The sequence below is a fragment of the Catellatospora paridis genome (assembly GCF_009720365.1).
GTDB lineage: Bacteria > Actinomycetota > Actinomycetes > Mycobacteriales > Micromonosporaceae > Catellatospora > Catellatospora paridis.
Genome location: NZ_ML769319.1, coordinates 242,056 through 256,389 on the forward strand (window position 1 = coordinate 242,056; position 14,334 = coordinate 256,389).

General features: G+C 72.4%; 16 protein-coding genes and 1 pseudogene. 11 read left to right on the forward strand and 6 right to left on the reverse strand.

What is annotated here, in order from left to right; translation table 11 throughout:
- Window positions 1–69 precede the first annotated feature (69 nt).
- A complete protein-coding gene (locus F9C41_RS22370; RefSeq protein WP_230689875.1) occupies window positions 70–1,020 on the forward strand; it encodes a DMT family transporter in 951 nt (316 codons plus the stop codon).
- 144 nt (window positions 1,021–1,164) lie between these two features.
- Here F9C41_RS22370 and F9C41_RS22375 read toward each other — a convergent pair.
- Window positions 1,165–1,947: pseudogene (locus tag F9C41_RS22375) on the reverse strand (PHP domain-containing protein); the annotation flags it as partial.
- 277 nt (window positions 1,948–2,224) lie between these two features.
- Here F9C41_RS22375 and F9C41_RS22380 point away from each other — a divergent pair.
- Window positions 2,225–3,214 (forward strand): hypothetical protein, encoded by a 990-nt coding sequence (locus tag F9C41_RS22380; protein ID WP_155388767.1) that lies wholly within the window; start codon window positions 2,225–2,227, stop codon window positions 3,212–3,214.
- Between the two features lie 57 nt (window positions 3,215–3,271).
- Here the strand turns inward: F9C41_RS22380 and F9C41_RS22385 are convergent, their stop codons facing one another.
- On the reverse strand, window positions 3,272–4,429 hold the full coding sequence (locus tag F9C41_RS22385; RefSeq protein WP_155388768.1) for a PQQ-binding-like beta-propeller repeat protein: 1,158 nt from the start codon (window positions 4,427–4,429) through the stop codon (window positions 3,272–3,274).
- A 92-nt stretch (window positions 4,430–4,521) separates the two neighbouring features.
- Here F9C41_RS22385 and F9C41_RS22390 point away from each other — a divergent pair, with 92 nt between their 5' ends.
- From F9C41_RS22390 to tadA, 5 genes are all read left to right on the forward strand, one after another.
- Window positions 4,522–5,514, forward strand: a complete 993-nt coding sequence (locus F9C41_RS22390) for a prephenate dehydrogenase/arogenate dehydrogenase family protein (RefSeq protein WP_230689876.1) — start codon at window positions 4,522–4,524, stop codon at window positions 5,512–5,514.
- Between the two features lie 73 nt (window positions 5,515–5,587).
- Window positions 5,588–5,896 (forward strand): hypothetical protein, encoded by a 309-nt coding sequence (locus tag F9C41_RS22395; RefSeq protein ID WP_155388770.1) that lies wholly within the window; start codon window positions 5,588–5,590, stop codon window positions 5,894–5,896.
- A 133-nt stretch (window positions 5,897–6,029) separates the two neighbouring features.
- The gene (locus F9C41_RS22400; protein ID WP_155388771.1) at window positions 6,030–6,239 is read left to right on the forward strand and encodes a hypothetical protein; all 210 of its coding nucleotides are present in this window, start codon (window positions 6,030–6,032) and stop codon (window positions 6,237–6,239) included.
- 110 nt (window positions 6,240–6,349) lie between these two features.
- Window positions 6,350–6,859 (forward strand): tRNA adenosine deaminase-associated protein, encoded by a 510-nt coding sequence (locus F9C41_RS22405; protein WP_155388772.1) that lies wholly within the window; start codon window positions 6,350–6,352, stop codon window positions 6,857–6,859.
- Window positions 6,856–7,329, forward strand: coding sequence for a tRNA adenosine(34) deaminase TadA (gene tadA, locus F9C41_RS22410; protein ID WP_407924722.1), 474 nt, complete (start codon window positions 6,856–6,858; stop codon window positions 7,327–7,329). Before F9C41_RS22405 ends, tadA begins: the two co-directional genes overlap by 4 nt.
- On the opposite strand, the gene F9C41_RS22415 is transcribed toward tadA, so the two are convergent.
- Together F9C41_RS22415 and F9C41_RS22420 are read right to left on the reverse strand one after the other, a co-directional pair.
- The gene (locus F9C41_RS22415) at window positions 7,319–8,119 is read right to left on the reverse strand and encodes a MaoC/PaaZ C-terminal domain-containing protein (protein ID WP_155388773.1); all 801 of its coding nucleotides are present in this window, start codon (window positions 8,117–8,119) and stop codon (window positions 7,319–7,321) included. The two genes, tadA and F9C41_RS22415, sit on opposite strands and share 11 nt — an antisense overlap.
- Window positions 8,119–9,420 carry a 3-oxoacyl-ACP reductase gene (locus F9C41_RS22420; protein ID WP_155388774.1) on the reverse strand — a complete coding sequence of 434 codons (1,302 nt, stop codon included), beginning with the start codon at window positions 9,418–9,420 and terminating at the stop codon, window positions 8,119–8,121. Before F9C41_RS22420 ends, F9C41_RS22415 begins: the two co-directional genes overlap by 1 nt.
- Window positions 9,421–9,466: 46 nt before the next feature.
- On the opposite strand from F9C41_RS22420, the gene F9C41_RS22425 reads away from it, so the two are divergent.
- From F9C41_RS22425 to F9C41_RS22435, 3 genes are all read left to right on the forward strand, one after another.
- Window positions 9,467–10,729 (forward strand): acetyl-CoA C-acetyltransferase, encoded by a 1,263-nt coding sequence (locus tag F9C41_RS22425; RefSeq protein ID WP_155388775.1) that lies wholly within the window; start codon window positions 9,467–9,469, stop codon window positions 10,727–10,729.
- 145 nt (window positions 10,730–10,874) lie between these two features.
- Window positions 10,875–11,372: a SigE family RNA polymerase sigma factor gene (locus F9C41_RS22430; protein WP_155388776.1), complete on the forward strand. Its 498-nt coding sequence runs from the start codon at window positions 10,875–10,877 to the stop codon at window positions 11,370–11,372.
- Window positions 11,369–12,142: a hypothetical protein gene (locus F9C41_RS22435; protein ID WP_155388777.1), complete on the forward strand. Its 774-nt coding sequence runs from the start codon at window positions 11,369–11,371 to the stop codon at window positions 12,140–12,142. The genes F9C41_RS22430 and F9C41_RS22435 overlap by 4 nt, the downstream gene beginning before the upstream one ends.
- On the opposite strand, the gene F9C41_RS22440 is transcribed toward F9C41_RS22435, so the two are convergent.
- Complete coding sequence (locus tag F9C41_RS22440; RefSeq protein WP_155388778.1) at window positions 12,139–12,561, reverse strand: PIN domain nuclease; 423 nt, start codon at window positions 12,559–12,561, stop codon at window positions 12,139–12,141. The two genes, F9C41_RS22435 and F9C41_RS22440, sit on opposite strands and share 4 nt — an antisense overlap.
- Window positions 12,558–12,773, reverse strand: coding sequence for a type II toxin-antitoxin system VapB family antitoxin (locus F9C41_RS22445; protein WP_155388779.1), 216 nt, complete (start codon window positions 12,771–12,773; stop codon window positions 12,558–12,560). Before F9C41_RS22445 ends, F9C41_RS22440 begins: the two co-directional genes overlap by 4 nt.
- A 96-nt stretch (window positions 12,774–12,869) precedes the next feature.
- Here F9C41_RS22445 and purB point away from each other — a divergent pair, with 96 nt between their 5' ends.
- Window positions 12,870–14,312 carry an adenylosuccinate lyase gene (gene purB / locus F9C41_RS22450; protein WP_155388780.1) on the forward strand — a complete coding sequence of 481 codons (1,443 nt, stop codon included), beginning with the start codon at window positions 12,870–12,872 and terminating at the stop codon, window positions 14,310–14,312.
- The last annotated feature ends 22 nt before the right edge of the window (window positions 14,313–14,334 follow it).

The following is a 14,334-nucleotide window of genomic DNA, read 5'->3' on the forward strand; positions in this document are numbered from 1 at the left end:
CGGGAATCGGCCGTGAGATGTCCGGAACCCGCTGGCTCCTGACCTGGCGACTCTGGCAGTGTGTCAGGGGTGACCACCACGATTGCTCCTGACACCAGCGCGTCCGCCGCCAGGTCCGCCTGGTTGCCCGCGTTCGCGGCCAACGCGGTCATCTGGGGCTCGAGCTTCATTTTCATCAAGATCGGCGTACGCGAGCTGCACCCGACCTGGGTCGCCGCCGGGCGGATCGTCATCGGCGCGTTGACGCTGCTGGCGCTGCTGCTGATCGCCGGGCAGCGGCTGCCGGGCGACCGCCGGCTGTGGGGTCACATGCTCCTGCCGGGCGTGGTGGGCGTGGCGCTGCCGTTCACCCTTTTCGCGTACGGCGAGGAGCGGGTCGACAGCCTCGTCGCCGGCATCTGGAACGCCACCACGGCACTGTGGGTGCTGCCGTTCGCGGTGCTGGTGTTCCGCACCGAGCGGTTCACCGCCCGTTCCGCCGGCGGTCTGCTGATCGGGTTCGCCGGGGTGCTCATCGTGCTGGGCTTCTGGCACGACGCCGGAGCGTCCTCGCTGAGCGGGCAGCTCATGTGCGGGGCCGCCGCCGCCTGTTACGGCGTGTCGATCCCGTACCTCAAGCGCTTCGTCACCGGTCGCGACTTCGGCGGGGTACGCCCGTCCGGGGTGTCGCTGGCGTTCGCCCAGACCACCGTCGCGGCGCTCGCCTCGGTGCTGGCCGCGCTGCTGGTGTCCGGCATGCCGCCCGCGGTGACCGGGCTGTCCTGGCCGGTCATCGGCTCGGTCCTGGCGCTGGGCGTGTTCGGCAGCGGCATCGCGTTCGCCCTGAACATGCGCGTGATCGCCGCAGCGGGCGCGTCGATGGCCGCGTTCGTCACCTACCTGGTCCCCGTGGTGGCCACCCTGCTCGGCATCCTCGTGCTGGACGAGTCCCTGCACTGGAACCAGCCCGTCGGCGCGCTGGTCGTCCTGCTCGGCGTGGCGGTCGCCCAGGGCGCCCTCTCCCGCCGCCGCCCCACCTGACCCGCCGCACGTGCCGCCGGACCGGCGCGGGGTGGCGCGGCGCGCCTTGATCGCTCGACTTGCCCGGCAGTCGTGCGTATCTTGACCTCGCTTACGCCCATCTGCCTGGCAAGTCGAGCGATCAAGGCGACGGGGCGGGCGCGGTCAGGGCGCGTGGGTGTGGGTCCAGGCCAGCAGCTCGTCGGCTGGCAGGGTATTCACGATCCGGTCGGGGAGGATGCCGGCGGCCTCGGCGCGGGAGCAGCCGTTGGGCAGCCAGCCGAGCTGCGCGACCGCGTGGGCGTCGGAGTTGATCGCGAACCGGAGGCCGGCCACCTTCGCCGCCTTGCGCAGCAGGTTCGAGGGCGGGTCGAGGCGGTCCGGCCGGGAGTTGATCTCGATGGCCTTGCCGTGGCGGGCCGCCGCGGCGAACACCGCGTCCACGTCGAAGCTGCTCGGCGCGCGTCGACGGGGTGCGCCGCCGCGGGAGGCGTGCCGGGCGTCGGTGGCGACGGGCAGCTTGCGGCCGGTGCAGTGGCCCAGGATGTCCAGGTGCGGGTCGGCCAGCGCGGTGAGCAGCCGCCGGGTCATCTTCACCTTGTCCATCCGCAGCTCGCTGTGCACCGAGCCGACCACGACGTCGAGCCGTGCCAGCAGTTCGGGCTCCTGATCGAGGCTCCCGTCGGGCGCGATGTCGACCTCGATGCCGGTCAGCACCCGGAAACCGGTGCCCGCCAGCGCCTCGTTCACCGCCGCCACGGCGTCGAGCTGGCGGCGCAGGCGTTGCGGGGACAGCCCGTTCGCGATGGTGAGCCGGGGGGAGTGGTCGGTCAGCACCACGTAGTCATGGCCCTGCGCGGCCGCCGCGGCGACCATCGCCTCCAGGGTGTCGCCGCCGTCGGACCAGTCGGTGTGCACGTGGCAGTCCCCGCGCAGCAGGGCCCGCAGCCCACCTGATCCGCTCATCCCGCCAGGCTAGCCCCCGACCGGCGAACCCCAGGCGGGGAAGGGGATTGTCGTCGTCGGAGGGCCGCGATAAGGTCCGGCAGCCGCGGCGCGCGATGCGTGCCGCGAGCTCCACGATGGACGCAGCCTTGCGCGCAAGCAGTCGTGGACCGGCGATGAGCCGGACAGGAAAAGCCGTGAGGTGCTGCACGGGTGTGCGCACCGTACGCCGGGGAGTGACCGCATGCCGGTGGAGCCGATGCCGACGGGAGAGTATCGCGTGATCCAGCAACGCCAGCCCGACCCGCACCACACCGCGACCGAGGCGGCGAGGCCGTCCGGCGGCCTCATCGGGGCGTTCGACTACGGCGAGCCCGCCCGGCCCGCCGCGCCCGGGGACGTCGTCGCCGCCGCGCACGAGGCGCAGGCGCGCGAGGCGCGGGGCTGGTCGATCGGCGACTTCCGCCTGCTCACCATGCTGGTCGGGGCGCTGATCGGGGTGGGCATCACCTGGACCGGTGACGAGCACCCCATGACGTTCGTCGTGGTCGCCGCACTGCTGGGCGCCGCGGCCGGCGAGTCGTTCGGGTTCGGCCTGTCCCGGTGGGCCGAGGTGCGCCGGCTGCACGCCATCGTGCGGTGGCGAGTGTGGGTGTCCATGCTCACCGTGCTCGCGGTCGCCGGCGGTCTGGTCTGGGCGACGCCGTACGTGCTGGGCAGCGAGAACAACGTGGACAACCTGACCGACCGCGGGATCGCGCTGTCGGCCCTGGCCATCGTCGGCGGGATGACCAGCGCGGCGACGCTCGGGGCGGTGAAGCAGGTGGTCGCCGACCCGCTGCCGGGCACTCCCGGGCAGCAGCTGGACGCGCTGCTGCGGCTGCGCCGGATGTGCTCGCGCATGCTGAGCCAGCTCGGCATCCTCGTGCTGCTGGTGATGGCGGTCAACGCGACCGCGATCGGCTTCGGTGAGGAGCTGGACAAGGGCGTGGTGCTCTATTCCGGGGTGGTCGCGTCGTTCGTGGTGGGCACAATGTTCGCCCCGACCGCCGCGACGCTGCGCCGACGCGGGCAGCTCTACCTGGAGCGGCACTTCTCGCTGGACCAGGTGCCGACCGGTGAGCTGATCGAGGCGGCGGAGAACAAGGGGAAGCTGGAGAAGCTGCTCGGGCTCGACCAGACCACGTTCGGCGAGCTGAAGGCCGGTCTCGTCGTGCTCTCCCCGGTGGTCGCGGGCCTGATCGCGGTGATGATCCAGAACATCAAGTGACCGTGACGCGAAGGGGCTCCCGCCGGCGGCGGGAGCCCCTTCGCGATCAAGGCCGGATCACCAGCCGCTGTCCAGGAAACCCGGACGGCTGACCAGGTTGAACAGCGCGAAGCGGCGCTGCGGGCTGCCGTTGATCGCGGTGTACGCCCCCGCAGCGACGAGCTGCCCCAGGTCCCGGCTGGCGCTGAGGGTGTTCACGCCGACCGAGCCGTTGCCGTTGGCGGTCCACGGCAGCAGTTCGCCGGACGTGGTCACCGCGGCCAGCTTGACCCGGCGGTCCGAGCCGTCGAGGCAGACGCCCTTGTTGCCGACGTTGGCGCTGCGGCACACGTTGTCGAAGTGCCCGCCGAGGTAGACCGTGCCGTCGAGCACCGCGACCGCCTGCACGTCGCCGTCGGTGGTGATGGTCCACCGCGCGTTGCCCGCCAGGTCCATCGCGGTGGCGCGGCCGCCGCCGCCGTCGATCCCGGCGTACAGCGTGCCGCCGTCCAGGGCCAGGTCGTGCACCATCGCCGTGACGTGGGACCAGAAGCCCAGGTCGACCTCGCCCCGGGCCGGGTCGACCGCGGCCACCTTGCCGGTGCCTCTGAGCCAGTTCACCGCGTTGAACCGCCCGCCGAGGTAGACCCGGTCGGACGAGACCAGCAGGGCGCGCACGAGGTCGTTGATCTGCGGCCGCCAGTTCGGGTCCAGCGCGCCGGTGTTCGCGTCGAACGCGGCGGCCCGGGTGCGTTCCTGCCCGTTCACGCTGGTGATGGAGCCGCCGAGGTAGACCCGGCCGTGCCCGACCGCGATGGCGTACGGCGTCCCGGAGATCGAGTGCTTGAAGGTGCTCTGCACCGCGCCCGAAGTGCTGATCTTGGCCAGGTTGTCGCGGTTGACCCCGTTCACCTTGTGGAACGAGCCGGCGGCGTAGACACCTCCCCCGTCCGCGGTCAGCGCGGTCACCCGTGCGTCCGCGCCGGGGTTCCAGGGCAGCAGCGCGCCGGTCCGCGCGTCCACGGCCGCCAGCCGTGACCGCCCGACGGACTTGCCGTTGCTGGTGGCCGAAGTGAAGTCGCCGCCGACGTAGATGGTGCTGCCCCAGTACGCGGTGGCGAGCACCTCCCCGTTGAAGGTCACCGAAGGAGCGGGGGCAGGATTCACCGGCGCGGCCAGGACGGCGGTGAAGGCCAGTGGTGAGATCAGCACGCCCAGTGCCGCGGTCACCGTCATATTGCGCAATGTTGAACATTTCAGCACGTCATGCCCAACGAGGCACCCACCGGGCCGACGCTCCCGCGCTCCCGGTGTGGCAGGCTGCGCGTGTGAACATCGCGGTGATCGGACTCGGACTCATCGGCGGATCACTCATGCGCGCCCTGTCCGCCGCCGGGCACCGCGTGCTCGGGTTCGACGCGGACCCGGAGACCCGGGCCACCGCCCGCAGCGCGGCGGCCCGAGTGCCCGCGGCGCAGCGCTGGCAGCTGACCGCGACCATCCGCGACGCCGCGGCCGACGCCGAGCTGGTGGTGCTGGCGGTGCCGCTGCCGGCGCTGGACGACGTGCTCGACGCGCTGACGGCCTGCGGCTACCACGGCCTGATCACGGACGTGACCTCGGTGAAGGGGCCGGTGCGCGAGGCGGTCGCGGCCCGGCTGCGCCGGGCGGCCAACCCGCTCGCGGGCTTCGTCGGCGGGCACCCCATGGCGGGCAAGTCCGTGTCCGGCTTCGCCTCCGCCGATCCTGCCCTGTTCACGGGCTGCGCCTGGGTGCTGTGCCTGGACGAGCCGACCGGCCTGGACGACTGGCTCACCGTGGCGGGCCTGGTCACCTCGCTCGGCGCGCGGGTGGTGCCGTCGACCAGCGCCGAGCACGACCGCGCGGTGGCGGTCATCAGCCACGTGCCGCACCTGCTGGCGCTGGCCCTGGCGGCGACGGCCGCGAGCGATCCGCTGGCGCTGACCCTGGCCGCGGGCTCGTTCCGGGACGGCACCCGGGTCGCCGGCAGCCGGCCGGAGCTGGTGGCCGCGATGTGCGGCGGCAACGCCCCGGCAGTGCTGACCGCGCTCGGTGACGTGCAGGATCGGCTGGACGAGGCGGCCAAGGCCCTGGAGGGACGTGACCCGCTGCGCGCGATCCGCGACTGGGCGAAGGACGGGCACGTCGCCCGGCAGGCCTGGCCGCCCGCGCCCGGCCGCCCCGAGCAGGTCCCGGTGCGGGTGGAGACGCTGCTGCGGCTGGGCCGCGCCGGCGGCTGGATCACCGAGGTCGCGGCGGACCGCCGTACCGTGACGGCGTTCCTGCCGGTTGAAGGGTAGTGAGCGAGCGTAGCGCGCGAACCGGGTGGCTCAGTCCCGGTCATGCCGTCGACGAGCGCAGCGAGGAGCAGGCATGACCCAGCTTCGGACGCGCCCCACCCTGCGTGAACCCCACCCGGTGCGGCCGTGGGCGGTGGTCGCCGGCGCGCTGGCGGCGGGGGTGTGGCTGCTGTCGTTCGGCATGTTCGGGGTGACCCTGGGCGGCTACGTCGGCTGGACCGTGGTGGCGGGCCTGCTCGCCTGGGCAGCCGCGCTGGCTCTCGTCCGGTACGGCGACCGCGGGGTCGCGGCGGGGGTCGCCGCGGCGACCGGTGTCGCCTGGACCGCGGCGGCACTCTCCGTAATCGCCGAGTGGATCCGCCGAGGAGCCTGGCCACTGTGAGTGACCTTGTGTTAAACCCCCGAGACAAGCTCGCCGGCGGTACGACGCTGAGGAGCAGCGGTCACAAGGCGTCACCGAACAACCGCGTTCCCGGACTTGACGCGGGTCACACTCGCGCGGCACTCTCGGCTGTATGTGGACGCCGCAGCAGCCAGATCCGGACCGTTGTCGCCGGCGCCTGCAGCTGCTCGCCGAGCTGTCCGGCGGCACCGGCCGCGAGCGGCTGCTGCCGGTCGTGGGCGGCACCTCCAGCATTGCGCGTGCCGTCCGGGGGGCCGGCAAGGGCGTGGCGGCCGACAAACTCCGCGAGCTGATCGCGACGCGTCGGCGACTGGCGGGCTGACTGGTCGTTGTCAGATCAGGGTCATCACTCGGCGGACCGCCGGCTGGTGCCCGTCTCGCGGGCGATCCGGGGATCGCTCGTAGCCCATATCGACACCATTTGGGGGGACCGTGTCGTACTTCGCCGCCGCAGTGGTCCGAGGCCGGTCCGGCTGGGCCGCCAGCGAACTGAACCTGCATGACGCGGCAGACGTGGACGAGGTGGCCGACCTGCTGCGCGAGGCCGACCCGGGTGCCGACGTCTCCTTGATGTTCGTCGAGTCCGACGACGCCTACCTGGTCGTCCTGCGCCTCGACGAGGGTGAGGACCTGCGGATCTTCGGCTCCGACTCGGCCTTCGCCGATGAGTCCCGGCTCGGCAAGCTGCTGCTCGTCGACGTCGAGGCCCCGGTCGTGGAGATCGACGAGGTCGAGGCGGCCGACGACGACGAGGACCGCCCCGCCGCCGACCCCGCCGCCGACCCGGTGGGCGACGCCGACCTGCTGGCCGACCTCGGCGTCTCCGCGCACAAGCTGCTGGCCCTCTGCGCCACCGACGGCCTGCTGCCCGCCGACGTCACGGCCGAGGTGTGCCAGGCGATCGGCTGCGGCGACGAGGTCGAGGAGCTGCGGGAGTCTTGAGACCCCGGGCGCGGCACGAACAGTGGATGCGCCGCGCCCTCGACGTCGCCGCCGGCTGTGACGACAGCGCGGACGTGCCGGTCGGCGCGGTGGTGTACGCCCCCGACGGCACGGAACTGGCCGTCGGCCGCAACGAGCGGGAGGCCGCCCACGACCCGACCGCGCATGCCGAGATCCTCGCGCTGCGCGCCGCCGCCGCCCGGCTCGGCGAGTGGCGGCTGGAGGGCTGCACGCTGGTGGTGACCCTCGAACCGTGCACCATGTGCGCGGGCGCGATCGTGCTGGCCCGCATCGGCACCGTGGTCTTCGGCGCCTGGGAGCCCAAGACCGGCGCGGCCGGCTCGCTCTGGGACGTGCTGCGCGACCGCCGCCTCAACCACCGCCCCGAGGTCTACGCCGGGGTGCTGGCCGACGAGTCCGCGACGATGCTCCGCGCCTTCTTCGACCGCGGCGGCCCGCTCACGCCGTGATCGTGCCGGCCAGGTGGGGCTTGCCGGTGCGGGCGTCGCGGAGGGAGAAGTCGCGGCCGGTGAAGGTGAAGCCGACCGTCGCCGGCAGCAGGATCGGCAGCTTGAAGGACACCTCCACGGCGTACGCCGCAGGTAGTCGCCCGTCGAGCGCGGCCAGGCAGCGGGCCTTGCTCCACATGCCGTGCGCGATGGGTTTCGGGAAGCCGAACAGGCGCGCGCCCACCCACGAGGTGTGGATCGGGTTGTGGTCGCCGGACGCCTCGGCGTACGCGGTGCCGGTCGAGGTCGGCACGCGCCACGTCGCGTGCGGGGGCGCCGCCGGGGCGGCCTCGCGGGCCGGGCGCTCGCCCTTCGGCTCGTCCGACGGGCCCTTGCGCAGGTAGGTCGACACGTCCCGCCACACCACCGCGCCGCCCACCGACGCCGTGGTGATCACGTCGTACTGGCGCCCGCGCGGGTGGTCGCGCAGGTCCCGCGCGTGCACCGCGAGGTCGAGCACGTCGTCGGCGGTGAGCTGCCGGTGCTGCTCGATCCGGTTGGCCACGTGCACCCCGCCGACGACCGGGAACGGGAAGTCGCGCCGGGTCATCAGGTCCAGTTGCAGCCCGAAGCCGAGGATGTGGGGGTAGGTCACCGGCAGCCGGTCGTCGAGCCGGAACCCGCACACCCGCTGGTAGCGGGCCAGGTGCTCGGGGTCGACGGTGACCGTGGCGGTCAGCGTGTCCTCGGGCAGCGTGCTCGGCCGGGGGAAGGGCACCACCGAGAGCGCGGCGCGCAGCATGCTGGGCATCAGGCCCCCAGCAGCGACTGGCCGCAGACCCGGACCACGTTGCCCGTCACCGCGGCCGAGCCGGGCGCGGCGAACCAGGCCACCGTCTCGGCGACGTCGACCGGCAGGCCGCCCTGGGACAGGCTGTTCATCCGCCGCCCCACCTCGCGGATGAGCACCGGCATCTTCGCGGTCATCGCGGTCTCGATGAAGCCGGGCGCGACCGCGTTGACGGTGACGCCCTGCGCGGCGAGCACCGGCGCGAGCGCGCGTACCCAGCCGATCACGCCGGCCTTGCTGGCGGCGTAGTTGGTCTGCCCGCGGTTGCCGGCGATGCCCGCGATCGAGGCGACGCCGACGATGCGCCCGCCCGCCGGGATCAGGCCCGCGTCGAGCAGTGCCTCGGTGACGTGCGCCGGGGCGATCAGGTTGACCTTGAGCACGCCGTCCCAGCGGGTCTGATCCATGTTCGCGAGCGTCTTGTCGCGGGTGATGCCGGCGTTGTGCACCAGCACGTCGAGCCGGCCGTGCCGGTCCCGGACGTGGCCGACCAGCCGCTGCGCCGCGTCGGCGCCGGTCAGATCCAGCTGGTACGCCTCGCCGCGCACCTCGTTGGCGACCTTGGCCAGGTCGTCCCCGGCGGCCGGCACGTCCAGGCAGATCACGTGCGCCCCGTCGCGGGCCAGCACCCGGGCCATGGCCGCGCCGATGCCCCGCGCCGCCCCGGTCACCAGCGCGACCTTGCCTGTCAGGTCCTTCGCCTCCGGCGCGGGTGTCGCGTCCACCGTGATCGTCTGACCGCTGACGTACGCCGACTTCGTCGAGAGAAGGAACTCCAGCGTCGAGCGCAGCGCGGCGACGTCGGCCTCCGGGTGCACCCGCACCAGCTGGGCCGTGGTGCCCCGGCCGAACTCCTTGCCGACGCTGCGCACGAAGCCGTCCAGCGCCTGCTGTGCGGCGGCCTGGCCGGGGTCGGCGGCGCTGCTCAGCGGCAGGCCCAGCACGATCACGCGCCCGGCCGGGGTGAGCGAGCGCGCCACCGGGTGGAAGAAGTCGTAGAGCGCCCGCAGCCCGCCGGGCGTGGTGATGCCGGTGGCGTCGAAGACCAGCGCGTGGTGCTTCTCGCCCTGCTCGTTCGACCCGAGCAGCTTGGCCAGCTCCTCGTAGCGCGGCCCGTCGGACGGCCCGACCAGCACCGGCCCGGGGATGAGCGCGTCGCCCGAGCGGTAGCGCGGCAGCCGCGGCGGATCGGGCAGCCCGAGCCGCTTGACTATCGCCCGCCCCGGCCCGGACCTTGCGAAACTTGTGTAACGGTCGCTCATGCGGTAGACCTTACTCGCGAGTAAGGTCTGACACCAGGAGGCTGTTGTGACTGCCGAAGTGCGCAAGGTCGCCGTCATCGGCGGCAACCGCATCCCGTTCGCCCGCTCCAACAGCCGCTACGCGCGCGCCTCCAACCAGGACATGCTCACCGCCGCGCTGGACGGCCTCATCGCCCGGCACGGCCTGGCCGGGCAGCGCCTCGGCGAGGTGGCCGCGGGCGCGGTGCTCAAGCACTCCCGCGACTTCAACCTCACCCGTGAAGCCGTGCTCGGCACCGGCCTCGACCCGGCCACCCCCGCCGTCGACCTGCAGCAGGCCTGCGGCACCGGCCTGCAGGCGATCACCTACCTGGCCAACAAGATCGCGCTCGGGCAGCTGGAGTCCGGCATCGGCGGCGGCGTCGACACCACCTCCGACGCCCCCCTCGCCCTGAACGAGCAGTTCCGCCGCATCCTGCTGCGCCTCAACAACGCGAAGACCACCGGCGAGCGCATCAAGGCGGCGATGGCGCTGCGCCCGCTGCAGCCGTTCAAGCCCGAGCTGCCCCGCAACGCCGAGCCGCGCACCGGCCTGTCCATGGGCGAGCACGCCGCGATCACCGCCGAGCGCTGGGGCGTCACCCGCGCCGACCAGGACGAACTCGCGCTGGACTCGCACCGCAAGCTCGCCGCCGCGTACGACGCGGGCTTCTTCGACGACCTGCTCACGCCGTACCTCGGCCTCACCCGCGACCAGAACCTGCGCCCGGACACCTCGCTGGACAAGCTCGGCGCGCTCAAGCCCGTCTACGGCCTGCGCGGCAAGAACCCCACCATGACTGCGGGCAACTCCACCCCGCTGACCGACGGGGCCGCGGTCGTGCTGCTGGGCACCGACGAGTGGGCCGCCGAGCGCAAGCTGCCGGTGCTGGCCCGCTTCGTCACCGCGCAGACCGCCGCCGTCGACTTCGTGCACGGCGACCCGGAGCCCGAGGGCCTGCTCATGGCCCCCGTGTACGCGGTGCCCCAGCTGCTGTCCCGCCTCGACCTGAAGCTGCAGGACTTCGACTTCTACGAGATCCACGAGGCGTTCGCCTCGCAGGTGCTCGCGACCCTGGCCGCGTGGGAGTCCAACGGACTGGGCACCATCGACCGCTCGCGCCTCAACGTCAACGGCTCCTCGCTGGCCGCCGGCCACCCCTTCGCCGCCACCGGTGGCCGCATCATCGCCACCGCCGCGAAACTCCTCGCCCAGAAGGGCCGCGGCCGCGCCCTCATCTCCATCTGCGCCGCCGGCGGCCAGGGCGTCGTAGCCGTCCTCGAACGCTGACCCGCTCCGCCTCACCCGCCCGCAGTTTCCCGCAGTTTCGGGGAAACTGCGGGTTTCTCGTCGTGCGAAGGCGCAGTTTCCCCGAAACTGCCGGACGTGCAACCTCGCGACGTGTGGGGCCGGTCGGGCGGGTGGAGGTGAGGGGATGACGAAGTCCGAAGAGGAACAGTTCCGGGTGTTCGTCGCGGAGCGGATGGACCGCTGGCGGCGCACCGCGTATCTGCTCAGCCGGGACTGGCACACCGCGGACGACCTGGTATCGGTCACCGTCGGCAGGCTCTACCGGCACTGGCGCAAGGTCCGGGCCGCGGACAATCCCGAGGCGTACGCCCAGCGGGTCCTGACCCGGGTCTGGCTCGACGAGACCGTCCGCCCGTGGCGGCGCGAGCGTGTCACCGCAGAGCTGCCGGAGCGGGCGGTGCACGAGTCCCACGGCTTCCTCGACCGCGACGGCCTGAACACCCTGCTGGGCGAGCTCGGGCCGCGGCAGCGCGCGGTGGTCGTGCTGCGCTACTACCTCGACTACTCGGTCGAGGAGACCGCCGAGGTGCTGGGCATCTCGGTCGGCACCGTGAAGAGCCAATCCGCACGAGGCCTGGAGACGCTGCGTCGGCGGGCCGTCCCGATGGGGGGTATGTCATGACGCAGCAGTTGTTCGACGACGTCATCGGCGAGGTTCCGGCACCGGCCGTGGACGTCGACCGGATCATCCGCCGGGAGCGGCGCGGCGCGGCGGCCCGCCGGTTCGGGATCGCCTCCACGGGCGGCCTGGCCCTGCTCGCGGCCGGTGCGCTGGTGCTGGGCACGGGCGTCTGGCCGGGCGGTCCGTCGCAGCCGTTGGCGGTGCCGGTCGTCAGCGAACCGGCACAGACCGGCGCTCCAGGGCCGGCTGACGGGTTCCGGCTGGTGTTCGGCACCGAGGAGGAGGCGGCCACGACGGCGCGGCGGCTCGGCGAGGTGCTGAATTCGGCGGTGGTGGAGGTCGCTCCGGATCGTCAGTGGCTGTTCTTCCCGTCGAAGCCCGGCGAGCCGGATCAGCCCGACGGGCTGCCTTTCGCGGTGCACTTCGACGGCAAGATCGACGGGCAGGGCAACGAGCACACGCTCTTCCTGGGCCGCAGCGGCATTCTGACGGACGGCCGGCGGGGGATGCTGGAACTGACGGTGGTGCCCGCCGTCGGCGGCGATCCGGGGCCGCCGGCGGAGACGCTGCGCGACGAGGCGGAATCGGGAGAGGTGTTCGTCTACCACAAGGTCACCGTGAAGCTGGCCGACGGCCGTTACCTTCTGCTGGCCAGTCACAACCGGGGACCGCGCGGCGACGTGGCGACCGCGTTCCAGGAGCAGCCGCCGCTGTCGGTGGCGCAGTTGCAGTCGATCGCGAGCGAGGTCGCGGAGCAGGTGCTCGCCTAGCGGATGGTGCCGGGCGGAGCGAGCCACTGGGCGGGTTGCCCGGTGGCTCGCTTGATCACGTCGAAGTCCCCGTCGTAGTGCAGCACGGTCAGCCCGCTCAGCTCCGCGGCCGCCGCCACCAGCAGATCGATCGGCCCGGCACTGCGGTGCTGACCCTTCTGCGTCAGTAGGTCCTGCACTTGCGTTGCCCGGCGGTAGACGTCATCAGGCATCGGCACCCCGGGGTAGGCATCGCTCAGGAGTGCAACGATCTTCTTCCGGTCGACCAGCGACCTTGCGGCAAAGAGAAGTTCAAGTTCCGTGATCGGGCAGACGCCGACCAGTCCTTGTTCGATCTGCTGATCCCAACCGAGGGTCGCCGAACCGGGTCGAAGCAGCCGCACCAGGGCACTGGTATCGATCAGGTAGTCGACAGTCATGGCTTCGGACGATAGTTGTTCTTGTCCAATAGCTCGTCGAAGTATCCGGCCTCGCCCAGTTGCCGTAACTCGTCCAGGGCGCGGGCGCGGCGTAGCCTGGCGGCCGACTCCCGCAGGGCCGTGTTGACGGTGTCCTTCTTGGTCTTGGTGCCGAGGACCTTGGCTGCTTCGGCGAGCAGTTCCTCTTCGATGTCGATCAGCATCTTCACCATCGGCGCTCCCCCTCGCGTTACATATATACGACTTGGCTCCCGAGTATATGCGCGCCCGCATGGCCTCGCCAGGGTCGTCGATCGGTGCGTGCGAGAATGAGGCACGTGACAAAGCGCCCGCACGTTCCGAATGTCCTGGCCACCCGGTATGCCTCCACCGAGTTGGTGACGCTGTGGTCACCCGAGGAGAAGGTCCGCGCCGAGCGGCGGCTCTGGCTCGCCGTCCTTCGCGCGCAGCGCGACCTGGGCATCGCGCTCCCGGACGGCGTCATCGAGGCGTACGAGCGGGTGCTGGACACCGTCGACCTGGACTCGATCGCGCAGCGCGAGCGGGTGACGCGGCACGACGTGAAGGCGCGCATCGAGGAGTTCAGCGCGCTGGCCGGGCACGAGCAGATCCACAAGGGCATGACGTCGCGCGACCTCACCGAGAACGTCGAGCAGCTGCAGATCCGCGACTCGCTGCTGCTGATCCGGGACCGGATCGTCGCCGCGCTGACCCGGATGGCCGCCCGCGCCGCCGAGTACGAAAACCTGATCATGGCCGGACGCTCGCACAACGTCCCGGCGCAGGCCACGACCATGGGCAAGCGGTTCGCGAGCGCGGCGCAGGAGATGCTCATCGCGTACGAGCGCCTCGACGAGCTGATCGCCCGCTACCCCCTGCGCGGCATCAAGGGCCCGGTCGGCACGTCGGCCGACCAGCTCGACCTGTTCGACGGCGACGCCGCGAAGGTCGCCGAGCTGGAGCGCCGGGTCGCCGGCCACCTCGGCTTCCAGCGGGTGCTCGACAGCGTGGGCCAGGTGTACCCGCGTTCGCTCGACTTCGACGTGCTCACCGCGCTGGCCCAGGCCGCGTCCGCGCCGTCGAGCCTGGCCACCACGATCCGGCTGATGGTGGGCCAGGAGCTGGCCACCGAGGGTTTCAAGCCCGGCCAGGTCGGCTCGTCGGCGATGCCGCACAAGATGAACACGCGTTCCAGCGAGCGGGTCAACGGCCTGGCCGTGATCGTGCGCGGCTACGCGAGCATGGCCGGGGAGCTGGCCGGTGACCAGTGGAACGAGGGCGACGTGTCCTGCTCGGTGGTGCGCCGGGTGGCCCTGCCGGACGCCTTCTTCGCCCTGGACGGCCTGTTCCAGACCTTCCTGACCGTGCTCGACGAGTTCGGCGCGTACCCGGCGGTCATCAACCGCGAGCTGGACCGCTACCTGCCCTTCCTGGCCACCACGAAGGTGCTGGTCGGCGCAGTGAAGAAGGGCGTCGGCCGGGAGACCGCGCACGAGGCGATCAAGGAGCACGCGGTCGCCGTGGCGCTGGCCATGCGCGAGCGGGGCCAGGCCGACAACGACCTGTTCGACCGCCTCGCCGCCGACACCCGCCTCGGCCTGTCCCGCGCCGAGATCGATGCCCTGGTCGCCGACCGCTCCGCCTTCGTCGGCGCCGCCTCCGCCCAGGTCGCCGCGATCGTCGCCCAGGTCGAGAAGATCGCCGCGCACCACCCCACCGCCGCCGCCTACACGCCCGCCGCCATCCTCTGACCCGAGCAAAGGAAGGGCACCG